This is a genomic window from Rhodopseudomonas sp. (assembly GCF_036404135.1).
Taxonomy (GTDB): Bacteria; Pseudomonadota; Alphaproteobacteria; order Rhizobiales; family Xanthobacteraceae; genus Rhodopseudomonas_A.
In genome coordinates, this window is sequence record NZ_DASWPE010000063.1 from 1 (window position 1) to 22,455 (window position 22,455).

The following is a 22,455-nucleotide window of genomic DNA, read 5'->3' on the forward strand; positions in this document are numbered from 1 at the left end:
TGATCGATCTCGCCGACGACGCGCCGGCCGCTAGCGTCGGCTTCCAGAAGGGCGACATCATCATCGCGGTCAACAACAAGAAGATCGCGCGCACTGCCGAGCTGGAGCGGATCGCCAGCGAGCCTTCGCGGCTGTGGCGCATCACCGTGGTGCGCGGCGGCCAGCAGATCAACGTCACGCTCGGCGGATGAGGCGCGCGACGCAGCTTCTTTTCACCTCTCCCCGCTTGCGGGGAGAGGTCGACCGGCGAAGCGTCAGCGAAGCCGGTCGGGTGAGGGGGCGTCTCGTCGTATCGCAGGCTTCTCCCCCATGTCTCGCGCCCCCTCACCCCGTCCCTCTCCCCGCAAGCGGGGAGAGGGAGAAGGTCCGCCCATGAGCCCGAAACGCCCGCAGCAATCGGAAAACCTGTTCGCCGCGGCGGGCCTGGAGCGGGATGCGCCGCATCCTTTGCCGGACCGGCTGCGGCCGCGCGCGCTCGCCGACGTGGTCGGCCAGGATCATATTCTCGGGCCCGATGGCGCACTGACGCGGATGCTGGAAACTCGCACGCTCGGCTCGCTGGTGTTCTGGGGCCCGCCCGGCACCGGCAAGACCACGGTGGCGCGGTTGTTAGCCGACGCCACCGAGCTGCATTTCGAGCAGATCTGCGCGGTGTTTTCCGGCGTCGCCGATCTGAAGAAAGTGTTCGACGCGGCGCGCGCGCGCAGGCAGACCGGCACAGGCACGCTGTTGTTCGTCGACGAGGTGCATCGCTTCAACAAGGCGCAGCAGGATTCCTTTCTGCCGGTGATGGAAGACGGCACCGTGGTGCTGGTCGGCGCCACCACGGAAAATCCGTCGTTCGAACTCAACGCCGCGCTGTTGTCGCGCGCCCGCGTGCTGGTATTTCATTCGCTCGATGCCGCGGCGATCGAGAAGCTCTACGCCCATGCCGAAGCCGTCGAAGGCAAGACACTGCCGCTCGATGCCGAGGCCCGCGCGGTGCTGGTGCGGATGGCGGATGGCGACGGCCGCGCCGCTTTGACGCTCGCCGAAGAGGTGTGGCGCGCCGCCCGCGCCGACGAAGTGTTCGACGCCGCGCAGTTGCAGGAGATTTTGCAGCGCCGCGCGCCGATCTACGACAAATCCGCCGACGGCCACTACAATCTGATTTCGGCGCTGCATAAGTCGGTGCGCGGCTCCGATCCCGATGCGGCGTTGTACTATCTGTGCCGGATGCTGGATGCCGGCGAGGCCCCGTTGTTTCTGGCGCGACGTGTGGTGCGGATGGCGGTCGAGGACATTGGGCTTGCCGATCCGCAGGCGCTGGTGATCTGCAACGCCGCCAAGGACGCTTACGATTTCCTGGGCTCGCCGGAGGGCGAATTGGCGATCGCGCAGGCGGTGATTTATCTTGCCACCGCGCCGAAATCCAACGCCGGCTACAAGGCCTATGGCGCGGCGATGCGCGCGGCGAAACAGGGCGGTTCGCTGCTGCCGCCGAAACACATTCTCAACGCCCCGACCAAACTGATGAAATCCGAGGACTACGGCGCGGGCTATCAATACGACCACGACACCCCGGAAGGCTTTTCCGGCCAGGATTACTTCCCTGAAGCGCTCGGCCGCCAGACCTTCTACGATCCGCCGGACCGCGGCTTCGAGCGCGAGATCAGGAAGCGGCTGGACTACTGGGCCAAGTTGCGCGCCGCCAAGAGCTGAGCAAGTCGCCGCCTCGACGCAGCGATTGCAAGGGATATGCGGAGCGTCGCCGCCATGATAATAGGGCCTGTGTCGCTGCGCTGATCCGGATCACACGCGAGAAACACAATGGCTTACCTGCCGGCACTTTTCGCCATAGCGATGCTCTACACCGTCGCGGTAGCAAGCCCCGGCCCGAATTTCCTGGTGATCAGCCAGTTGTCGCTGAGCGGCCGGACGCATCTCGCCGTCCAGGTCGCGCTTGGTATCGCGACCGGATCGGTAGTCTGGGTCGTTCTGGCGATGGCCGGCGTCGCTGCGGTGTTGGCGTCCAGCGAATGGCTTTGTCTGGCCGTCAGGCTCGTCGGCGCCGGATATCTGATGTGGCTTGGCGTGAAGTTGCTGCTCCGTGCATTGGCGCGCCAGGACAATGAAGCGCAGACTGTTCCGGCCATGAACGCCGCGAAGGCCTGGCGAACCGGGCTGCTCACCAGCCTGACCAATCCGAAATCCGGCGCGTTCTGGACCAGCGTGTTTGCGACCACGTTCCCCGCCTCAGCGCCGATCTGGTTCTACCTCGTCACCGCCTTGACCATCGCAGGCCTGTCGCTGGGCTGGCATCTGGGGCTGGCGCTGCTGTTCACCAGCAAGGCCGTGCAAGCCCGCTATCATCGGATGCGTCGCGGCATCGATGCGGTGTGCGGCGTGGTCCTGCTCGGCTTCGGCGTGCGCCTCGCTGTCAGCAGGTGACCCGCCGCTGCCGGCGTTGCGCTGATCCGCCACGGGCTCGCTGGCCTTCTGGATCTCCGTGCTCTATAATTTGGAGGCCTCTTCATCGGTGTCGCTATGTCGATCTTCGCAGGAAAACGCGCGCTCGCGATCGTCGTCGCAACGCTTTGTCTCGGCGGGCAGGCGGCTGAAGCCCAGGTCGCGCCGCTGCGCTATTGGGTTCCAGGCGGGATGTTCGGCTTCGGCGGCGCGACCGCCACGAATAGTGCCGAGACCTACAGCAATTTCCCGAGCTTTGACCTCGCGGCCGGCGACGCCGCGGATTGGCGCGACAAATTTCCGACCGGCGGGTTCGTCCGCGGCGAAAGCGGCAGCCTCAATCTGAGCGGCCTCGGCCAGAGCGGCGCGTTCGGTAGTTTCGGCGCGCTCAATTACGACAGCACGCAGTTCGGCTATGCCTTCAAGGGCGCCGGCGGCCTGCCGGTGAAGCTGTTTGCCGGCTTCGACAGCCTGACATACGATTCCGGCGTGCTGCGTCCGCTGACGCCATTGACGAGCGACGCCGGCACCGCGGCGGCCTATGGCGCCAATGTCGGGTTCGAGATTCAAGCCGCTCCCAATCTCAGCCTGTCGTTGGGCGCGGGCTACAGCCAGCAGCAATCCGGCCGCCTCGACAGCGATATCAATTCGCGGCTGCTGCCCGGCGAGTCGCCGATCTTCTTCCGGCGTTAGTCGGGCACCAGCACCGCGGCGCCGAGCACGTCGCCGGCGCGCAAACGATTCAGCACCGCATTGGCATCGCGCAGCGGGTAGGCATGGGTTTCGGTCCTGATGCCGGCCTGATGCGCGACGTTCAGGAAATCCACGCCGTCCCGCCTTGTCAGGTTGGCGACCGAAACCAGTTGCCGCTCCTCCCACAATAGGCTGTAGGGAAAGCTCGGGATGTCGCTCATGTGGATGCCGGCGCAGACCACGCGGCCGCCCTTGCGCACCGCGCGCAACGCCGCCGGCACCAGTTCACCGGCCGGGGCAAAGATGATCGCGGCGTCGAGCGGCTCGCCCGGCCGTTCGTCCGAGGCGCCGGCCCAGTCGACGCCGAGGCGGCGGGCGAAACCTTGCGCCGCGGTGTCGCCGCGCCGGGTGAAGGCGTAGACCCGGCGGCCCTGCCAGCGCGCCAGCTGCGCCACGATGTGGCCGGCGGCGCCGAAGCCATAGAGCCCGAGCCGTTCGGCTTGGCCGGCGATCACCAGCGAGCGCCAGCCGATCAGCCCGGCGCACAACAGCGGCGCGATCGAAACGTCGTCGCCCTGTTCGCCGAGCGCAAACGCGTAGCGCGCGTCCGCGATGCTATGTGTAGCGAAGCCGCCGTCGCGGGTGTAGCCGGTGAACAGCGGCGCGTCGCAGAGGTTTTCCTGCCCGGCGCGGCAATAGCGGCAGACCCCGCAAGTATGGCCGAGCCAGGGAATCCCGACGCGGTCGCCGATCCGCAGCGTGGTGACGCCGGCGCCGACCGCCTCGATCCGGCCGACGATCTCGTGACCGGGAATGATGGGGTAGCGGATGTTCGGCAATTCGCCGTCGACGACGTGCAGGTCGGTGCGGCAGACCCCGCAGGCGCTGACCTTGACGCGGACCTCGCCGCAGCCGGGCTGCGGCGCGTCGCGCTGCTGCATCGAGAGCGGCGCGCCCGGCGCCGTCAGCACCATCGCATCCATGTCTGCCTCCGTCGCCTTGCGCAAACCTACATCCGGGCCGCAGCGCCAAGCAATCCGCGGCGCAAGCGGCGCTCACGCCGGGTCGCGCGGCACCCAGCGTTCGTTCTGCTTGCGGTATTGCTTCTTCACCGCCGCCCAGGCGACGCGATGCGCGGTGCTTTCCTGCTGTTCCGGACCGCGTTCGGCATATTCGGCGAAGGCGCTGTTGAAGGCGGCGAGATAGATCTGCTGCGCATGCAGCGGCAGCCGGACCTGCAGCGGCGGCGGGAGATCGTCGATCGAGGCGTAGGGCATTCGCGCACTCCGGTGCGGGCCGACGCCGGCGCCGCGCCGCGAGGCTCGCATCGGAATGGGGCAGGCTTGCGTCGCGCCGCAAGATGCCGGGGCCGCGGCAGCGGGCGCCGTCAATGCATCGGACGCGGCGGCCGTGTAAAATCCTCGCGCCAATCCGGCCGCGAAACTGGGAGAGCGTGCAATGAAGTCATTCCGCAAGGAATTGTGGTTTCAAACCCCTGGCCGCCGGGCGTTCATCAACATCACGCCGCAGGTGACGGCGGCGCTGCACGACAGCGGCGTGCGCGATGGGTTGGCGCTGGTCAACGCCATGCACATCACCGCGTCGGTGTTCATCAACGACGACGAGAGCGGGCTGCACGCCGACTACGACGTCTGGCTGGAAAAGCTCGCACCGCACGAGCCGGTGGCCGGCTATCGCCACAACCGCACCGGCGAGGACAATGCCGACGCCCATATGAAGCGGCAGGTGATGGGGCGCGAGGTGGTGGTCGCGATCAGCGACGGCAAGCTCGATTTCGGCCCGTGGGAGCAGATCTTTTACGGCGAGTTCGACGGCGGCCGGCGCAAGCGGGTGCTGATCAAGATCATCGGGGAATAGTCGGCGCAGCAACGCGCCGGCCGCTTGGGTGGCGCTGTTACCACCAGCCCCGTGGTCCGGGCGGAGGCGGCGGCCCGACGCGCCGCCGCGGATTGACGGGTTGGGAATCGTCGTTGCGCTGGAAGAAGCTGAAGAAATCGTCCTGCACCTCGCGCTCCGCCACCGGCGCCGGGGCGGGCGCGGTCGGCTGTCGCGTCACGAAGCCGCCCTGCGGCTGGTTGCTCAGCACCGCGACGAATTCGGTGCGATAATTGGTTTCTTTGCTCAGTGGCTCGTCCGAGACGATGATCGAGGAGCGCGGCATCACCGTCGCCGCGATGCGATCGAGCGCATCTTGCGGAATCGCGATGCGGTCGAGCGCAGCTTTGGCCTCGTCGCCATGGTCGATCGTCACCGCGCTCCAGCGCAGCCCGCTGTCGTCGCGCGCCATCGCGGTGAACACGTGGGTGCCGATCGGCTGATCCGGATTGCGGATGCTGATCGGGATCTCGACGGTGGCGTCGAACACCTCGCCGCCGTCCGGCCACGGCTTATGGGTGTTGCGCCGGACGTAGAGCGTCTGCGTCGCGCGGCTGATGTAGATCGAGACCGGCTCCAGCGCGAGCTTCGCTTCGCCCGCCGCCTTGACGGCGTTGGCCTTGTTGGCATCGGCGGCCTTGGCGGCGTCCTTGGCGACCGCGGCCAGCTCGCGCTTGGCCTGCGCATCGGCGCGGGCGGCGTCGAGCTGCGTCGCGGCGTCGGCGGCGCTTTGCGCGGCGGTCAGCTGCCGCTGTTCGGCGCGCGTCCTGGCCTGGTCCGACGCCGCGGCGAGCGCCTTGTCGGCGGCTTTCAGATCGGCATCGGCGCGCGCCTTGAGCCGTTCGAGCTTGCGCAGCGACGCGGCCAGCGCTGCCGCGTCGCGGCTCGCCGCGGCGGAGGCCTGCTTGGTCTCGTCGGCGCTGGCAATCGCCTCGGCGGCGGCGCGGCTTAGCGTGTCGGCCCGCGCCGGCGCCGCCGCCAGCGCCTCCGGCTTCGGCGACAGCAGCACCGGGTGGGAGAACGTCACCGGCGCCGGGTCGTTCGGCGCGATGATCACCCGCATGCCGATATTGGTCTTGTCGAACAGCTTCTCGGCAAAGTCGTAGGGCATCCGCACGCAGCCGTGCGAGGCGGGATAGCCGGGCAGCGGGCCGCCGTGCAGCGCGACGCCGTTCCAGGTGATGCGCTGCATGTTCGGCATCCAGGCATCGTCATACATCGTCGAGTGGTGGTCCTTGTCCTTTTCGACGACGGCGAACACGCCGGCCGGCGTCTCGCGTCCGGTGGTGCCGGTCGACACCGGGGCGCGCAGGATCCAGCCGTCGGCGTCGTAGATCGTGACCTTCTGCGCCGCGATCGACACGATGGCCATGATCGGCTCGCCGGCCGGGCGCGGCGCGGTGGCCTCGGTCGCGGCTGGCGGACGCGCCCGCTTGGCTGCGGCCTCGCCGCAGGGCGCCGCCAGCGCCAGCATCGCCGCGAGCGTCACCAGCAGCGGCGTTCTGCACCGCTTCGCCACGCCGTGTTGCCTGCTCATCAATCGATCGCCCACGTTCTGTCCCGCCTGACCTTGCTGCCCCGGTTCCGCCGCGCCGCCGGATCGTGATCCGCACCGCCGGCAGCAATCCGACGCGCACCGAATCCCTCATATAGGACAGCCCGCCTAGGCGGAAGTGCGGCCGCCGCGGAAACCCGCCGTCGCGGCAGTTCGACGCGCGCCGGCGGGCGGCGTTGCGGCGTCCGCCGTGGCGGATTACGCTGCAACGATCCGCGCTGCAGCGCGCGAGGTAGCCGGCGATGGTGTTCTCCTGGATGCGGAACCTGCTGACCGGACGCGGCGACCAGCCCGAGGCGGCGCGCGACGATTGCGACAGCAAATACGGCACTGAGACCGGCGGGCGGGTGGCGCTCGATGATCTGACCATCGGCCACGACAGCCGGCGCTACGGCGAGCGCTATCAGGCCAGCGACCCCGGCGTGCTGCGCGACGCCGTCGCCTTCATCGGGCTGACGCCTGGCGACTACACATTCGTCGATCTCGGCTGCGGCAAGGGCCGGATGCTGATCGCCGCCGCCGAACTCGGCTTTCAATCTTGCGTCGGCGTGGAATTCGCCGATGAGCTGGCCGAACTCGCCGCCCGCAACGTCGCAGCCTGCGAATTCAGTCATGTGAGCGTCGTGCACGGCGATGCCGCGGACTACGCCTTCGGCGACGCGCCGTTCCTGCTCTATATGTTCAATCCGTTTTCACAGCAGGTGATGCAGCGCGTGAGAGAGCACCTGCTGCGCCTGAAAAGCCCGAACTACTGCATTGTCTACAAGAATGCGCGATGGCGGCAGCTGTTCGATGAGATGCCGGCGCTGCGTTACATCGGCTCGCCGCCGACGCAAAAGGCCGGGGTGCTGGGCGTGCACATCTGGGTGCCGCGCGAGCGCTGACCCGCGTCGCATTGATTTGAACGGGCGTACCCCCTGCGAGATTCCGGGTTCGCCGATCGAACGCTTCTGCCGGCTTTCAGGCCACCTTGGCCCTTGCTTGAGCGATTTCACCGTGACCCGGAGCGGGTTTTACGCTAACCACGGCCTTCCTCCGGAGCACCCAAATGAGCCGTCGCGTCAAGAAACCTCTCGCTAAACGCGGCTCCGGCGGCGACCGCGGCAAGGCCGAGCGTCCCGCCCGCGGCAAGGCGCCGTCGCCGGGCGAGCGGGCCAAGGCCGGCCGCACCAATAGCGATCGCCCGATGAGCCCGCGGCCGCCGCGGGAACGTGCCGCCGAGCGCAACGATCGTCCGCAACGCGGCGAGCGCTCATTCGGCGACCGCCCCGAGCGCCCGCAACGCTCCGAACGGCCCTTTGGCGATCGGCCGCAACGCGCCGAGCGCCCCGAGCGTGCCGCGTCTGATCGCCCGAGTTCGTTCCGCCCCGGCGCCAAGCCGCCGCGCTCGCCGGCGCCGCGCGCGCCGCGCCCCGAGCCGCGCGCCGAAGAAGCCGAAAAACCCGTGGTCCCCGACGTGCCGTTGCCGACCAAGGTCGAGACCGTGGTGGTGTCGGCCGACGAGAACGGCATGCGGGTCGATCGCTTTCTCGAAGCGCGCTATCCCGGGCTGTCGTTCTCCCACATCCAGCGCATCGTCCGCAAAGGCGAATTGCGGGTCAACGGCAAGCGCGCGGACTCGAAGGATCGCCTCGAGGAAGGCCAGAGCGTGCGGATTCCGCCGCTCAAGCTCGACGCCCCCAAGGTCGGCTCCGGCCATCTCTCCGAAGCCGAGCAGAAGACGCTGGCCGCGCTGAAGGCGATGATCCTCTTTGAGGACGCCGACGTCATGGTGCTGAACAAGCCGGCCGGGCTCGCGGTGCAGGGCGGATCTGGCACCACGCGCCACGTCGACCTGATGCTGGAGGTGATGCGCGACGCCAAGGGCCAGAAGCCGCGCCTGGTGCACCGGCTCGACAAGGAAACCGCGGGCTGTCTGTTGATCGCCAAAACCCGCTTTGCCGCCACCGCGCTCACCGGCGCGTTCCGCGAACGCTCGGCGCGCAAAGTCTATTGGGCGCTGGTCGCCGGCGTGCCGAAGCCGAAGCAGGGCCGCATCTCGACTTATCTCGCCAAAGAAGAGAGCGAGGACGACACCATCATGCGGATCGCCGAGCACGGCGACGAGGGCGCCAGCCACGCGGTGACCTACTACGCGGTGGTGGAAACCTCGGCGACCAAACTCGCCTGGGTATCGCTGAAGCCGGTCACCGGGCGTACCCATCAGCTGCGCGCGCATATGGCGCATATCGGCCACGCCATCGTCGGCGATCCGAAATACTTCAACATCGAGAACTGGCAATTGCCCGGCGGGCTGCAGAACCGGCTGCATCTGTTGGCGCGGCGCATCGTGATCCCGCATCCGCGCGGCGGCATGATCGACGTCAGCGCACCGTTGCCGCCGCATATGCTGCAATCCTGGAACCTGCTCGGGCTGGAACACGACCGCTTCGACCCGATCGAGAACGCCCCGGAAGAGTAAGCCGCTTGCGAAGCCGAGGCGGGATCACGACATGAGGACGATGCACAGATCGATCGCAATGCTTTGCGCCTGCGTGGTGTTGTCGGCAATTTCCGGCGGCGTCGCGCAGGCGCAGATTCCGCCGGGCTCCTCCGCGCTCAGTCCGCCGCCGCCGCCCGCCCCGCCGCCGCCGAAGATCGAGGTGCCCGCGGTGCCGCAGATGGACGCAGCACCCTCGCGTCCGACCGCGCCGGTGGCGCGCAGATCGTTCGGCGACCGCGTGGTGGATTGCCTCGACGACGGCGCCGCCGCGGGGCTGAAACCCAATCAGCGCGCCGCCTATTCGCGCGCCTGCGCCAACCGCTGACGGATTTCTTTGGCGATGCGTGAATTGTTCGACGAGGTGGCCGGAAAATCCGCGCTCGATCCGCAGGAGGCGGTGCGCCGCTCGAGCCGCGGGCCGCGGCCGAAACGGTTCTATCAGAGCGCCGAATTAGTTGAGGCCGCGGGCGGCTTTGCCATCACGCTCGACGGCAAACAGGTCCGCACCCCGTCGCGCGGCCATCTGGTGGCGCCGAACCGCGCGATCGCGGACGCCATCGTCGGTGAATGGCAGGCGCAGCAGGAGTTCATCGAGCCGATGTCGATGCCGCTGACGCGGCTCGCCAACAGCGTGATCGACGCGGTCACAGAGCGGGTCGACGCCGTCACCGACGACGTCGCCAAATATTTCGAGAGCGATCTGTTGTGCTATCGCGCGAGCTTCCCCGAGGGGCTGGTGGCGCGGGAAAGCCAGCATTGGGACCCGGTGCTGTTCTGGGCCGCCGAAAGCTTCGGCGCGCATTTCATCCTCGCCGAGGGCATCGTGCATATCCGGCAGCCCGACGCCGCGGTGGCCGCGGCGCGCGCGGCACTGCCGCGGGACGCCTGGGCGATCGCCGCGCTGCATATCGTGACCAGCATCACCGGCTCGGCGCTGCTGGCGCTGGCCTTGCACGCCCGGTTCCTTGGCGCCGACCAGGTCTGGGCGGCGGCTCATGTCGATGAGGACTGGAACATCGCGCAATGGGGCATCGACGAGGAGGTCGCCGCGCGTCGCGCCGCGCGCCAGGTCGATTTCAAGGCCGCCGCCTTGGTGATCGGCGCGCTCGGCCCGACCATCGGTTAACGGCGGGTTTACGTCCGTTGGTTACGCTGTGTGTCAATTTCGCCCGGCGAAGTGAGCACCATGTCGATCGCGGTCAATTCGGCGCTTCCGGTCCTCGCCGTCCAGGGCGCGACCGGCGCTGTCGCATTGCAGCCGGGCACCGTGGTGGCGGCCCGCGTCATCAAGGTCGACGGCGACCAGGTGCAGATCGCGATCGGCAACCAGACGATCGCGGCGCGCTCCGAGGTCGCGCTGCAGCCCGGCCAGAGCTTGCAATTGTCGGTGTCGCAGACCGCCGATGGTGTGAAGCTCGCCGTGGTGCCGCAGCAGATCAGCGCTCAGCTCAATCTCACCGCCGCGCAATTGGCCGGCAACGCCGCCGCGCTCGACCTCGAAGCCTTGCTGCCGGATCAGGTACTCAGCCTGGCGAGTCAATTGCCGGCGGCCAACGTCGCGTTGCAAAGCGAACTCAGCCCGGCTGAGACCGTCGCGGTGGCGACCGCCGCGCAAGTTGCCGCCGCCCAGCAGGGCAGTCTGGCGCCGCTGTTCGCCAATCTCGCCGCCGCCGATCTCGGCGCGTTGCCGCCGAAGCTGCAGGTCGCGGTGCTGCAGGTGCTGGCGCAGCGCACCACGCTCGACCCCGGCTTGAGCGGCGCCGACATCCAGCAGGCGTTCCAGGCCTCCGGCCTGTTCATGGAGGCCTCGCTGGCCGCAGGCGCCTCGGCGGCAACGCCGATCCTCGATCTGAAGGCCGCGCTGATCGTGCTGCGCCAGGTGCTGGCGAATTCGCTCGGCAGCGCCGCGGCGACGCAAGTCGTGGTGCCGACCGCGGCCTCGATCGAAGGCCGGTTGCAGGCCGAGGTGCTGGCGGCCGAGCGGGCGCTGACCACGCCGGCGGCGGTCGCCGCTCAAACCACGGCGGCCACGGCGACGCCGCTCGCCGAGCTGCAGGCGCAACAACTCGCGGCGCAACAGGCGACGGCGTCGCTCGACACCATCATCGCCGAATTCCAATCGACCACGCCGGTGGTGGTGCCGGCGGCGACCGCGGCCGAGGCCGGGGCGCGCACCGCGGCGAGCAATGCGGCGCTCAGCGTGTTGCAGGAAGCGCTGCAGGCCAATCCGTTGGCGGCAGGCCAGGTCGTCAAATTGTTGTCCGGCAATGCCGCAATGCTGTCGCTGCTGCCGCTGGTGACCGGCACCCGGCTGTCGCCCACGCCCGAAGAGGACGTCGCGCAACGCGGCAGCCTGACGCCGCCGCCGATCCGCGGCGCGCTGCCGACGGTGCAGCCGGTGGAGCCGGCCTCGTCGGTGTCGCACGAGCCGTTCGACGCCACCGCGCGCCGGCTATTGTCGGAGACCGACGCCGCGATCGCGCGGCAGACGCTGCTGCAGGTCGCCTCATTGCCGGACCGCGCCGACAGCGCGGCGGCGCGGAGCGATCCGGCCACGGCGCGGTGGAATTTCGAGATTCCGTTCGTCACGGCGCAGGGCACCGCGGTGGCGCAGTTCGAGATTTCGCGGGAGTCGCAGGCGAGGGAGGTCGATCCGGCGAAGCGGGTGTGGCGCGCGCGGTTTTCGCTCGACGTCGAACCGGCGGGGCCGGTGCACGCGCTGGTGTCGCTGATCGGCGACAAGACCTCGGTGCGGATGTGGGCGGAGCGGCCCTCGACCGCCGCGCAATTGCGCGCCGGCAGCGGCGAACTCAGCCGCGCGCTCAGCCGCGCCGAGTTGCAGCCCGGCGAGATCGTGATCCGCGAGGGCGCGCCGAGCCCGCCGCCGGCCGCCGCGGCCGGCTATTTCCTGGACCGCGCGCTATGACCGGCCGAGGCATCAACCAGATCGCGGTGGCGCTGCACTACGACAAGAGCGGCGCGCCGACCGTGATCGCAAAGGGCAAGGGCGCGATCGGCGCCAAGATCATCGAGGTGGCGCGCGCCCACGATATCCCGATCGAGGAGAACGAAGTGCTGGCCGGCGCGCTGTCCAAGGTGGAGATCGGCGACGAGATTCCGCAGGAGCTCTACAAGGCGGTGGCGGAGGTGCTGGTGTTCGTGCTGCGGCTGTCCGGCCGGGTGCGGTAGGCCTTGCGACCGGAATGATGAATTAGCAGCGGCTTCACCTCTCCCCATGGGAGAGGGAGCTCGCCGCCGTTGTCGCAGCGCTTCAGCTCAATTGGATCAAGCGCAACGGCGCAGCGCCTGCCATCGTTTTACCACGATACGACCGGCATCTTGCGCCGTCGCATTTGATCCGGTGTCGCCGTGCTGACTCGTCGCCATGCCTTCGGCCTGCTCGCATCGACCGCGCTTGCTCCGGCTGCCGCGCGCGCCGAAGTGGCGCCGCCGCGCAGCGAGATCCGCGCCGGCCTCGCCAAGCACTTCGCCGACGCCGGCACCGCGGGCACCTTCGTCGGCTACAAGACCGATGACTATCTGATCGTCGCCAGCGACCCGGACCGCTCTGGCGAGGGCTTCCGGCCGGCCTCCACCTTCAAGATCGCCAATTCGCTGATCGCGCTGGAGACCGGCGTGGTCGGCGATCCCGACAAGGACGTGTTCAAATGGGACGGCGTGACCCGCGACGTCGAGACGTGGAATCGCGACCACACGCTTCGCAGCGCGATCGCCGCCTCCGCGGTGCCGGTGTATCAGGAGATCGCCCGCCGCATCGGGGCTGAGCGGATGCAGAACTATCTCGATCGCATCGACTATGGCAATCACGCCATCGGCGGCGGCATCGATCAGTTCTGGCTGACCGGCGATCTGCAGATCGATCCGATCCAGCAGATCGATTTCATCGACCGGCTGCGCCGCGGCGCCTTGCCGGTCTCGACGCGCAGCCAGGACCTGGTGCGCGACATTCTGCCGGTGACGAAGATCGGCGACGCGGTGATTCGCGCCAAGACCGGACTGCTCGGCGCCGAGACCGGCCAGCCGACGCTGGGCTGGCTGGTCGGCTGGGCCGAGAAGGGCAGCGCGCAGACCGTGTTCGCGCTCAATCTCGATATTCGCGAACCGCGCCACGTCGCCCAGCGCATGGCGCTGGCGCAGCAATGCCTCGGCGATATCGGCGCGATCTGAGCTCAGGCGGCTTTTGGCGCCGGATCGATCGTGGCGCGGTCCGCCGGCTTGGCGTCGGGCTGTTTGCCGATTCGGCCAAGATGGGTGAAGCGGAAGCCGGTGGCGTATTTCAGGCCGAGGCCAAACATCCGGTCGAAGCCGATATGGGCGAGCCAAATGGTTGCGATGGCGCCGGCCAGCGGCTCGGCGGTCAGCACCCCGGCGATCGCCAGCAGTAGCGGACCGATCGTGGTGTGCAGCGCATTATAGCCGATCGCGCCGATCCGCCGGCCGAGCAGATAGCCGAGCAAGCCGAGGTCCGGTGCGAAGAATACCAGCGCGTAGAGTTCCCACGGCGCGTCGGTCAGCGCATAAAACACCGTCGGGCCGAGAAACAGCGCGGCGCCTTCCGCCCGCAGCAGCGTTCGGACGCCGCCGGTTACCGCACCGGCGCTGGTGGCTGAGCTCTCGGTCATGGATCATGCTCCTGCAGGGACCGGGGATATAGTCGGCGCCACGCCGTCGCGCCATGGCGCAAACGCGCCGCCCGCATGCGACGGCCACCGCCCGCCGCCGCCTTCGCCGCTGATCGGCAAGCTGACACCACAGCAGCCCGGCAGCGTAGCCGGATAGGTAATTCCCCACTCGAGTACCCCGTGTTAGAAGGCCTTGAATTTTGCGGCAAACCGGCGGCAAAACCGGCGCAACGCACACCCTCACGACATCCCACGAAAGCGGTCTGGAGCTCATGAAAGACATCCTCGAATCTCTCGACGAACGCCGCACGGCAGCCAAACTCGGCGGCGGCAAGAAGCGCATCGACGCGCAGCACAGCCGCGGCCGGCTGACCGCGCGCGAGCGCATCGACCTGTTGCTCGACAAGGGCTCGTTCGAGGAAACCGACATGTTCGTCGAGCATCGCTCGGTGGAATTCGGCATGGACAAATCCAAGATCCCCGGCGACGGCGTGGTCACCGGCTGGGGCACCGTGAACGGCCGCAAGACCTTCGTGTTCGCCAAGGACTTCACCGTGTTCGGCGGCTCCTTGTCGGAAACCCACGCGCAGAAGATCTGCAAGATTCAGGACATGGCGATGAAGGCGCGGGCGCCGATCATCGGGCTGTACGACGCCGGCGGCGCGCGCATCCAGGAAGGCGTCGCGGCTCTCGCCGGTTACTCCTACGTGTTCCGCCGCGTGGTGCAGGCCTCCGGCGTGATCCCACAGATCAGCGTGATCATGGGCCCCTGCGCCGGCGGCGACGTCTACGCGCCGGCGATGACCGACTTCATCTTCATGGTGAAGAACACCAGCTACATGTTCGTCACCGGCCCCGACGTGGTGAAGACCGTGACCAACGAGGTGGTGACGCCGGAAGAACTCGGCGGCGCCAGCGTGCACGCCACGCGCTCCTCGATCGCCGACGGCGCGTTCGAGAATGACGTCGAAACCCTGCTGCAGATGCGCCGGCTATTGGACTTCCTGCCGTCGAACAGCGCCGACGGCGTGCCGGAATGGCCGAGCTATGACGACATCGAGCGCGTCGACATGTCGCTCGACACCTTGATCCCGGACAATCCGAACAAGCCCTACGACATCAAGGAACTGATCCTCAAGGTGGTCGACGAGGGCGACTTCTTCGAGCTGTCCGCCGCGTTTGCCAAGAACATCGTCACCGGCTTCGGCCGCTTGGCCGGCCGCACCGTCGGCTTCGTCGCCAACCAGCCGATCGTGCTGGCCGGCGTGCTCGATAGTGACGCCTCGCGCAAGGCGGCGCGGTTCGTGCGGTTCTGCGACGCCTTCAACATTCCGATCGTCACCTTCGTCGACGTGCCGGGCTTCCTGCCGGGCACCGCGCAGGAATATGGCGGGCTGATCAAGCACGGCGCCAAGCTGTTGTTCGCCTATTCGCAATGCACGGTGCCGCTGGTTACGGTGATCACCCGCAAGGCTTACGGCGGCGCGTTCGACGTGATGGCGTCGAAGGAAATCGGCGCCGACATGAACTACGCCTGGCCGACCGCGCAGATCGCGGTGATGGGCGCCAAGGGCGCGGTGGAGATCATCTTCCGCAAGGACATCGGCAACGAAGCGAAGATCGCGGCGCGCACCAAGGAATACGAGGACCGCTTCCTGTCGCCGTTCGTCGCCGCCGAGCGCGGCTACATCGACGACGTCATCATGCCGCATTCGACCAGGCGCCGGCTGATCCGCTCGCTCGCCATGCTGCGCGAGAAGAAGGTGGAAGCGCCGGTGAAAAAGCACGACAACATTCCGATGTGAGGATGATGTTTTTGAAGTAAGGAAAAGGCCCCTTGCCGTTGCGGCGAGGGGCCTTTTGCGTAAGGGGGCGGCGATGCCGACTGTGTTGCGGTGGGGACCATATCGGGCGTTCTCCCATTTCGAAGTGAAGGTCAGCTCGCAGGACCGCCGCGTGACGGTAAACGTTGGGTTTGCTTCCCTAAATCGGCGAACTCATTTGCCATCTGCGGCCTAGCGCCCATTTGCAGGCGGCCCGACATTTTGTAGCATCGTATTCAATTGGAGAGGAATGGAATTGCAGATCACAAGAGCTCACTTCTTGAGAGCCGCCCAAGAGATTGGGCGAAGCGGCGATAACGATACGCTGCCATATGACGTCGACTCAGGGTTTGTTCGCGACAAGGCCGAAGAACTCTCGACAATTTGCTTCAACCTCTTTGAATTGATAAATTCAAAGAATACCAAAGAGGCGGCTGCTTTTTTGAACCAACTGACGGTTGGCGCAGAGCGCTTGTTGGTACCCTCGGGTTCTCATGGGTTTCGCATCACTACAAAAATAAACCCATTTTGGAATCTATATATGAACGGTCTTGGATTGGCTGTTGCGGAAGCCAACGAAAAGACTCGTAGTGATCGTGTTCATTCATACCGATTAGTGACTGATGCCTCCTCTTTCTTCGATAGGTCGAAGTCATGGAGGACTTACAAGGAAGCGACGCTCCAAGAGGAGGGATTGAATAATGAAGGGTGTGTCGTCGTCCAGACGGATATTTCGAGCTTCTACGAGCACATCTACCATCATAGACTTGAGAACATCATAAATGATCTTGGTCCGACTGGTTCTACCGTTGCGGTGCAAATTGATCGTATTTTGAGTAAGCTGGCGTCGGGTCGATCTTTTGGTCTTCCTGTAGGAGGACAGTGCGCCCGCATCCTTGCAGAAGTGATGATGACACCGATTGACACTTCACTCTCTGACGCTGCGATCGTTTGGCGCCGCTATGTGGATGATTTCACTTTGGTCTGTGCGTCCCAACAGCACGCTTATGCAGCGTTATCTGTGTTGTCGCATTCGCTTGCTGATTACGGCCTCTCGCTAAATCGCACCAAGACTACAATTCTTAGCGCGAAGCACTACATGGACTATGTCGCGGCTCAGCTTGGGCATGGTGAGGATGCTAGTTTGGTCTTGAGGGAGCTTGATCTGCACTTTGACCCATACTCGGATACGGCGCAGGTCGAGTATGAGCAACTTAGGAAGTCGTTTGAGAGTATCGACATCCAGTTCTTGCTGGACTTGGAGAGGGAGAAGTCTCAGCCGGACAATTTTGTCTTGGCTCAAATTGGGCGGGCGTTGAAATTTCAGGAGCCAAAGATCGCGGCGCAGCTGTGCGCGACTTTGCTGGAGCCAAAGAACCTCGATTCATTTAGAGCTTCGTGGACGAAGATTATGCGGGGAGTTTATTCGGTGCGCGCCAACTCTGAATTTGAGGCGGTTTTTGAGCAGATCGATGTTTTGCTCGATAGGGTGCCTGAAGCTGCGTCGCACCTATTGATGCCGGAGGTGAATACCTTGCATTACCTACGGGCGATTCGTTTCAAGAAGACCGATGCTCGCGGTCGTTTGGTACGGAGCACTTATGAAAAGGCGGCGTCCCAAGCCGTGAGACGTGCTTGCATCGACTGTTGGAGGCATTGGGGGGATAGATCGAGTTTCACGCGTCTAAGGAATCAATGGCAAAATCTTGGTCCTGATGAACAGCGAATGGTATGGTTGGCGGCGGCAAGCTTTGGAGATGATGGGGCGCACGCGCGGGGCCAGCTGCGAAGGTCGCTGAGCCAAGTCTGGCGACTCGGCTTTGAGGCGGATAGCGGAAGTACGTTTGCGTCTTGTTACGAGGATTGGGCGAAAGATGGCGCTTAGGAGGCTTCCGGTCCGTGATCCAAGGACTGTAGCGCGCGATATTCCTGGTGTTCTGGATATCTTATTTCCTTGCCTGACAGGTGGGTTGGTGACGTCGTTAAATAGGGGGATCGTATCGTTCGCAGGCATCGATCCGGTTCCAGACAAACTCGTGGTAAGGAGCCATTTGCAGAAGGCACTGTTATTCGAGCTCGCGATGGTTCGCGCGGAACATTTGTTGGATGGAGACACGGCCCCCGGCTGGGATGGCTGCTTTAAGGTGGCAATCGAGCGGCAAAGACGGCATTATGATGCAAAGATTTCTCAAGAATTGGGGCAGTGCGATTTGGATGTGGCATCCCACACTGCGCGCAATCTTGTTGAGATGTTGCGGAGTGTTAACGGTCAGCATCCCGACGTCAAGATTCTAAAGAGTCCAGTGATCCCCGGGCTAGGGTGGATCGCGTCTGGAGTTGGGGATTTTTCCCTTGGCGGAATCCTAATTGAGGTCAAAAATACGGATAGAAATTTTGTGTCGGGCGATTTTAGGCAGGTGCTCATGTATTGGATGCTGAAGTACGCGGCATCCATAGAGAATGGAGATGCGGTTTGGTCCGACTGTTTGCTGTTAAATCCGAGAAGAAACGCGGCTTTGGCTATCAGCTTTAATTACTTACTCAGATCAGCCTCGGTGAGTGCTAGCCACGTTGAATTGTACGAATTGATGCGGTCGATCGTAGGGCAGGAGTTTGAGTGGAATTAGTACGCGGAGCCATGATGAAATGGGTACGGCCAAGTTAACCTCGGCAGCACTCATCGCGCGAGATATCCCTGCCTCTCCAGCCAATCCTTCAAGACACCAATCTTCTGTTGGTCGGGCCGGGCTGCCAGGCGGACGCTGCTGTAGTAGTTGTCGTTGACCACCTGCGGGAAAGGCCGCCCTTCCTTCCGGGAAAGGATGACGTATGGCAGAACGTCGGGGTCATTGACCCAGAGCGAGTATTCCGTTTCGGACATACCGAGGTAGTCGCGCAAGCTGGTCTCCGCGGGCGTGGCGTGCCAGCGGTCGACGAAGTCATCGATCTCTTCCACAAGAGCGGTTCCTGCCAGACAAAGCTCGATGAAGCTTCCGGTTTGGATGTCAGACATCGATCGTTCTCCCGCGCATGGCGTCCTTGATGAGCTCTCCCGTCAACGGATCGAGCGCGCCCAGATGCTTACCACGAGCATTGAAGACTTCTATTTCGCCGTGCAAGCCGTCCCAGGTGTAGAGGCGTTTGCCATCCTGGCTTCGCCATCGTCGTTCCCCGTGAATGGCGCCGAGCGGCTCAAGACCATCGAGAAAGCAAGGCTTGGGGATCGGCTTGGCCACGACGCGCTCATACAAAGATCCTTGGCCATTATGCCACAAATCTGCGGTGTCGTGGCGCAGCAGCAGACATTATTTGCGGCCGAGATCCTCGGAGGAGGGGCGCGCTCATGACGTCGTCGCGGCGAACGCAGCCCGCCGCCCGCCTCAGCCGAGCCGGATCGACAATTCGACGTCGTCGGCGAACGGCGTCGACAGATAGCCGCGCGCCGGCGAGCGGACCCGCGCCAGATAGTCCGGGCTCCAGTCGGCGTTGTCGGCGAGCAGCAGCGCGCCCGGCCGCAGCCGCGGCTCGACGAGGTCGAGCACCGCCGGATAGAGGCCTTTGGCGCCGTCGAGCAATACCAGATCGATGCGCTCCGGCAGGTCGCGCGCCAGCGTCTCAAGCGCATCGCCTTCGCGGATTTCGATCAGGTCGGCGAGCCCGCCGGCGGCAAAATTGGCGCGCGCATGCGCCGCCTTGGACGGTTCGAACTCGCTGGTGATCAGCCGGCCGCCGCCGTTGTCGCGCAAGGCTGCGGCAAGGTGCAGCGTCGAGATGCCGAACGAGGTGCCGAATTCGACGATGCTGCGCGCGGCGCTTGAGCGCGCCAGCAGGTAGAGCAGCGTCGCGGTGGCGCGCGACACCGCCAGATGCGCGTCCTTCAATTGCGTGTAGAGCGCGCGGTAATTCGTCGTGCTCGCCATCATCGCCGCGCGCTCGTCGTCCGTCATCTGCATCACGGTCGGGCGCAGCGCGGCGGTGCTGGCGTCGGCGTCGGCGAACAGCCGCTCCAGCAACGGGGCGAGCGGGGCATTGGTCAACGTTGTCATCAACTGGTCTCCGAAGCAAAAGGCCGCATCTTGCGGGTCGCGGCAAAATACGATGAAATAGTCGCATTCTTCAATTCGCATTCCGAGGACCGCCGTGGCCAGACCCGCAACGCCCCGCATTTCCACGCGAAAACAGCCGCAACAACAGCGCTCGCGGCATCTGGTGGCGGCGATTCTGGAAGCGGCAGGTCGCGTTCTGGCGCGCCACGGCGCCGCTCGCTTCACCGCCGCGCGGGTCGCCGAAGAGGCCGGCGTCAGCGTCGGATCGCTCTATCAATATTTCCCGAACAAGGCGGCAATCCTGTTCCAGTTGCAGGCCGACGAATGGCAGGAGACCGGCGGGCTGTTGGCCGGCATCCTGTTGGATCGCTCGCGCCCGCCACGAGAGCGTTTGCGGCTGGCGGTTGTCGCCTTCGTGCGCAGCGAATGCGAGGAGGCGCAAATCCGCGGCGCGCTGGACGACGCGGCGCCTTTGTATCGCGACGCCCCCGAAGCGCGCAGGCTGCGTCTTGCCGGGACCAAAACCGCGCGCGCCTTCCTGCGCGAGGCGCTACCTGACATCGCGCAGGCCGAGTTGCTGGTCGCGGCCGATGTCGTGATGATGGCGATGGCGGCGGTGGGAAAGCAGCTTTCGGAGACGGGCTACGCGTCTGCCGCGATCGATGCGCGGGCGCACGCGTTGGGCGAGATGTTGTGCGGCTACCTCGAAACGCTGCAAGCCAAAGCGGGCGCGTCGCCGGAAAGCCGCGGCCGCAAGCGACGCAGCAAAGCGTAGCAAGCAATGGAGAAAGCGTAGCAGACAACGGCGCTACTGCCCCCAACAAAAACAAAAAACCCCGCTGGCGCGGGGTTTTTCGTCGTGTGTCGGGTGGCTCAGTAGCAGCGGCCGTAGCGGCAGGGCGGGCCGCGGCGCACGATCACCGGCGGGCGGACATAGGCCCGCGGCGCGACGACCACCGGGCCGCGATACATCGGGCGGCAGCGGCCATAGGGGCCGCGGGCCCAGCCCGGACCGCAGCCCTGCGCCACCTGGATCACGCCCGCGGTGTCGGTCCCGGCTAGCGGCGCCAGCGGCATCGCGTTGGCGCTTCCGAGGCCGGCAAGGCCCACGGCAAACATCGCGGCTGCAAAGATCGTCTTCATAGTCTCTCCCTTTCTTCGGCCCGCGTCGCGGGCGCACCAACCTGACCGACTCCCTGGTGATCGTAAAGTCTTTCTCTCCCCGCGTCGGCGACGAGCATAACAAAAGCAGTTTCTCTGTGAATGTGGAATGAATGTCTGTGGCCAGGCGCAGACCTGCGACGCGTCGTCGCTGCGCCGGAGCTTTGCCGAACGGCTTTTCGCCGCGGCGTCATCTTGCTGCGTTGCGGCGCGCGGGCCCGGCGCATGCGAAATCCGGGCAGGCCAGCGCAGGTTACTTGGCAAGGAATTCCAACATCAGCCGGTCAAATTGCGCGGGCTGATCGAGAAACACCAGATGCCCGGCGTCGGCCAGCACTTCGGCGCGGGCGTTCGGCATCTGCGCGGCGAGCGCCTTGGCTAGATCGGCATTGTGTCCCATCTTCGGGCGCAGCGCTTCCGGCGCGTTGGGCCGGCCCGGCGCGTTGTGATCGTCGGCGCCCATCACGAACAGCGTCGGCACCGTGATCAGCGGAATCTCGTGCACCACTGGCTCGCGATAGATCATCTGCGCCGAGGCGACGAAGGCGCGCAGCCAGCGCGGATAATCCGCCGCACCCTTGATGTTGAAGCGGGCGTCGATCAGCGGCGTCACCTGCTCCGGCGGCGTCTTCAGCGAATAATTGGTCTCGAGCTGCTTGCGGTAACCGTCCGCGGTCAATTTGTCCTCGGTCTCGATGATCTTCTCGGTCGCGGTCGGCGGCACATAGAGCCGGTAATCCTCAAGGCCGATCGGCGCGGCGAGCAGCAGATGCGCGATCCGCTGCGGATCGGCGCGGGCGATCCGCACCGCCAGCATGCCGCCCAGCGAATGCGCCACGATGTCGACGCGGCCGAGCTGCAGATGGTCGGCGAGCGCGATGGTGTTGCGAGCCAAATTGTCGAAATGCAATTCGCCGGCGGGCTTGGAGGATTTGCCAAAGCCGATCTGATCCGGCGCCACCACGCGGTAACCGGCGTCGGTCAGGGTCTTGATCTCCGGCGCCCAATAGCTCGATGGGAAATTCCGGCCGTGCAGCAGCAGCACGGTGCGGCCGTTGGGCTGCGCCGCGGCGACGTCCATATAGGCCATCCGCAATTGTTCGCCGTCATTGCTGAGCGGCAGCATCTGCACCGGATAGGGATAGGCGAAGCCTTCCAGCCCGATGCCGTAGGGCTCCCGCGTCGCCTCGTCGGCGGCGGGCGCGGCGCCCGGCGCGAGCAGCATCAGCGCGGCAATCAAGGCGGGCAGCAGCGGGCGGGTCATGGCGGTCTCCGGTGAGGGTCGCGGGAGGTCGCGGGGAAGCGTCCGGTGCCGCATGGCAAGCAGACGCTCATCGCGGCGCATCGTTCCCGGCCGCGCCGCGCCCCGGCGGCATGTTTGATCGAGGTCAATCGGCGAATCGGCCGTGCCGTGCCCTGGTTAACCCAAATCCGGGATGGAGACGACATGGCTGCGCTGTTGCTGTTCATCGCGCTGGGACTGGGCGGCGCGGCGATGCTGTTTCGCTACGCCCACGCGCAAGTGTTTTACGGCAACTCATGGGCGGTCGATGTGTGTTCGGCCTCCACGCTGTTGTGCGGGCACCCGGATTATCTGGCTTTTGCCGCGGCGGGCACGCTGGTGCTGGCGCTCGGCGCCGGGATCGGCCGCGCGCTGAGCGGCGACTGAGCGCCGGCGGCGGCCGCAAGGCCTGCCGGCGCGACAGCC

Annotated in this window: 26 protein-coding genes; 17 read left to right on the top strand and 9 right to left on the bottom strand. The window is 65.8% G+C overall.

The genetic code is table 11. From position 1 onward, the window contains the following. The 4 genes from VGC77_RS07080 to VGC77_RS07095 all read left to right on the top strand — a co-directional run. On the top strand, nt 1-191 hold a 191-nt coding region (locus tag VGC77_RS07080), incomplete at its 5' end, for a PDZ domain-containing protein (RefSeq protein WP_331170865.1). Nucleotides 192-372: 181 nt separating this feature from the next. Continuing rightward, complete coding sequence (locus VGC77_RS07085; protein ID WP_331170866.1) at nt 373-1,701, top strand: replication-associated recombination protein A; 1,329 nt, start codon at nt 373-375, stop codon at nt 1,699-1,701. A 108-nt stretch (nt 1,702-1,809) separates the two neighbouring features. Continuing rightward, nucleotides 1,810-2,430, top strand: coding sequence for a LysE family transporter (locus VGC77_RS07090; RefSeq protein WP_331170867.1), 621 nt, complete (start codon nt 1,810-1,812; stop codon nt 2,428-2,430). A gap of 96 nt (nt 2,431-2,526) precedes the next feature. Then, nucleotides 2,527-3,141, top strand: a complete 615-nt coding sequence (locus tag VGC77_RS07095; RefSeq protein WP_331170868.1) for a hypothetical protein — start codon at nt 2,527-2,529, stop codon at nt 3,139-3,141. On the opposite strand, the gene VGC77_RS07100 is transcribed toward VGC77_RS07095, so the two are convergent. Then, entirely contained in the window at nt 3,138-4,124 is a 987-nt protein-coding gene (locus VGC77_RS07100) for a zinc-dependent alcohol dehydrogenase family protein (protein ID WP_331170869.1), read from the bottom strand. The two genes, VGC77_RS07095 and VGC77_RS07100, sit on opposite strands and share 4 nt — an antisense overlap. 72 nt (nt 4,125-4,196) lie before the next feature. Next, the gene (locus VGC77_RS07105; RefSeq protein ID WP_331170870.1) at nt 4,197-4,418 is read right to left on the bottom strand and encodes a ChaB family protein; all 222 of its coding nucleotides are present in this window, start codon (nt 4,416-4,418) and stop codon (nt 4,197-4,199) included. A gap of 181 nt (nt 4,419-4,599) precedes the next feature. On the opposite strand from VGC77_RS07105, the gene VGC77_RS07110 reads away from it, so the two are divergent. Beyond that, a complete protein-coding gene (locus VGC77_RS07110) occupies nt 4,600-5,019 on the top strand; it encodes a secondary thiamine-phosphate synthase enzyme YjbQ (RefSeq protein WP_331170871.1) in 420 nt (139 codons plus the stop codon). 37 nt (nt 5,020-5,056) lie between these two features. Here VGC77_RS07110 and VGC77_RS07115 read toward each other — a convergent pair whose 3' ends face one another. Further along, nucleotides 5,057-6,574 carry a L,D-transpeptidase gene (locus tag VGC77_RS07115; RefSeq protein WP_331170872.1) on the bottom strand — a complete coding sequence of 506 codons (1,518 nt, stop codon included), beginning with the start codon at nt 6,572-6,574 and terminating at the stop codon, nt 5,057-5,059. Nucleotides 6,575-6,849: 275 nt separating this feature from the next. Between VGC77_RS07115 and VGC77_RS07120 the strand changes: the two genes are divergently transcribed. The 7 genes from VGC77_RS07120 (at nt 6,850) to blaOXA (ending at nt 13,262) form a co-directional block, all read left to right on the top strand. Beyond that, nucleotides 6,850-7,476 (top strand): class I SAM-dependent methyltransferase, encoded by a 627-nt coding sequence (locus tag VGC77_RS07120; protein ID WP_331170873.1) that lies wholly within the window; start codon nt 6,850-6,852, stop codon nt 7,474-7,476. A gap of 164 nt (nt 7,477-7,640) precedes the next feature. Further along, nucleotides 7,641-9,053: an RluA family pseudouridine synthase gene (locus tag VGC77_RS07125; RefSeq protein WP_331170874.1), complete on the top strand. Its 1,413-nt coding sequence runs from the start codon at nt 7,641-7,643 to the stop codon at nt 9,051-9,053. Between the two features lie 31 nt (nt 9,054-9,084). Continuing rightward, nucleotides 9,085-9,399, top strand: a complete 315-nt coding sequence (locus VGC77_RS07130; RefSeq protein WP_331170875.1) for a hypothetical protein — start codon at nt 9,085-9,087, stop codon at nt 9,397-9,399. Between the two features lie 15 nt (nt 9,400-9,414). After that, on the top strand, nt 9,415-10,200 hold the full coding sequence (locus VGC77_RS07135) for an ATP12 family chaperone protein (RefSeq protein ID WP_331170876.1): 786 nt from the start codon (nt 9,415-9,417) through the stop codon (nt 10,198-10,200). 60 nt (nt 10,201-10,260) lie between these two features. Beyond that, a complete protein-coding gene (locus VGC77_RS07140; RefSeq protein WP_331170877.1) occupies nt 10,261-12,000 on the top strand; it encodes a flagellar hook-length control protein FliK in 1,740 nt (579 codons plus the stop codon). Next, a complete protein-coding gene (locus VGC77_RS07145; protein ID WP_331170878.1) occupies nt 11,997-12,263 on the top strand; it encodes an EscU/YscU/HrcU family type III secretion system export apparatus switch protein in 267 nt (88 codons plus the stop codon). The genes VGC77_RS07140 and VGC77_RS07145 overlap by 4 nt, the downstream gene beginning before the upstream one ends. 180 nt (nt 12,264-12,443) lie before the next feature. Next, a complete protein-coding gene (gene blaOXA, locus VGC77_RS07150; protein ID WP_331170879.1) occupies nt 12,444-13,262 on the top strand; it encodes a class D beta-lactamase in 819 nt (272 codons plus the stop codon). 2 nt (nt 13,263-13,264) lie between these two features. Here the strand turns inward: blaOXA and VGC77_RS07155 are convergent, their stop codons facing one another. Beyond that, nucleotides 13,265-13,717, bottom strand: a complete 453-nt coding sequence (locus VGC77_RS07155; protein ID WP_331170880.1) for a DUF4260 domain-containing protein — start codon at nt 13,715-13,717, stop codon at nt 13,265-13,267. Between the two features lie 272 nt (nt 13,718-13,989). On the opposite strand from VGC77_RS07155, the gene VGC77_RS07160 reads away from it, so the two are divergent. From VGC77_RS07160 to VGC77_RS07170, 3 genes are all read left to right on the top strand, one after another. After that, nucleotides 13,990-15,522, top strand: a complete 1,533-nt coding sequence (locus VGC77_RS07160) for an acyl-CoA carboxylase subunit beta (RefSeq protein WP_331170881.1) — start codon at nt 13,990-13,992, stop codon at nt 15,520-15,522. A 268-nt stretch (nt 15,523-15,790) separates the two neighbouring features. Further along, nucleotides 15,791-17,425 (top strand): RNA-directed DNA polymerase, encoded by a 1,635-nt coding sequence (locus VGC77_RS07165; RefSeq protein ID WP_331170882.1) that lies wholly within the window; start codon nt 15,791-15,793, stop codon nt 17,423-17,425. A 166-nt stretch (nt 17,426-17,591) separates the two neighbouring features. Then, a complete protein-coding gene (locus VGC77_RS07170; protein ID WP_331170883.1) occupies nt 17,592-18,167 on the top strand; it encodes a hypothetical protein in 576 nt (191 codons plus the stop codon). 50 nt (nt 18,168-18,217) lie between these two features. Here the strand turns inward: VGC77_RS07170 and VGC77_RS07175 are convergent, their stop codons facing one another. From VGC77_RS07175 to VGC77_RS07185, 3 genes are all read right to left on the bottom strand, one after another. Continuing rightward, nucleotides 18,218-18,553: a hypothetical protein gene (locus tag VGC77_RS07175; protein ID WP_331170884.1), complete on the bottom strand. Its 336-nt coding sequence runs from the start codon at nt 18,551-18,553 to the stop codon at nt 18,218-18,220. Next, the gene (locus VGC77_RS07180; RefSeq protein WP_331170885.1) at nt 18,546-18,776 is read right to left on the bottom strand and encodes a colicin E3/pyocin S6 family cytotoxin; all 231 of its coding nucleotides are present in this window, start codon (nt 18,774-18,776) and stop codon (nt 18,546-18,548) included. The genes VGC77_RS07175 and VGC77_RS07180 overlap by 8 nt, the downstream gene beginning before the upstream one ends. A gap of 144 nt (nt 18,777-18,920) precedes the next feature. Beyond that, complete coding sequence (locus tag VGC77_RS07185) at nt 18,921-19,586, bottom strand: O-methyltransferase (protein WP_331170886.1); 666 nt, start codon at nt 19,584-19,586, stop codon at nt 18,921-18,923. Between the two features lie 94 nt (nt 19,587-19,680). Between VGC77_RS07185 and VGC77_RS07190 the strand changes: the two genes are divergently transcribed. Beyond that, nucleotides 19,681-20,361, top strand: coding sequence for a TetR family transcriptional regulator (locus tag VGC77_RS07190; RefSeq protein ID WP_414709620.1), 681 nt, complete (start codon nt 19,681-19,683; stop codon nt 20,359-20,361). 98 nt (nt 20,362-20,459) lie between these two features. On the opposite strand, the gene VGC77_RS07195 is transcribed toward VGC77_RS07190, so the two are convergent. Continuing rightward, entirely contained in the window at nt 20,460-20,729 is a 270-nt protein-coding gene (locus tag VGC77_RS07195) for a GCG_CRPN prefix-to-repeats domain-containing protein (RefSeq protein ID WP_331170887.1), read from the bottom strand. A 271-nt stretch (nt 20,730-21,000) separates the two neighbouring features. Next, on the bottom strand, nt 21,001-22,011 hold the full coding sequence (locus VGC77_RS07200) for an alpha/beta hydrolase (protein WP_331170888.1): 1,011 nt from the start codon (nt 22,009-22,011) through the stop codon (nt 21,001-21,003). Between the two features lie 183 nt (nt 22,012-22,194). Here VGC77_RS07200 and VGC77_RS07205 point away from each other — a divergent pair, with 183 nt between their 5' ends. After that, nucleotides 22,195-22,416: a hypothetical protein gene (locus VGC77_RS07205; protein WP_331170889.1), complete on the top strand. Its 222-nt coding sequence runs from the start codon at nt 22,195-22,197 to the stop codon at nt 22,414-22,416. Nucleotides 22,417-22,455: the final 39 nt, after the last annotated feature.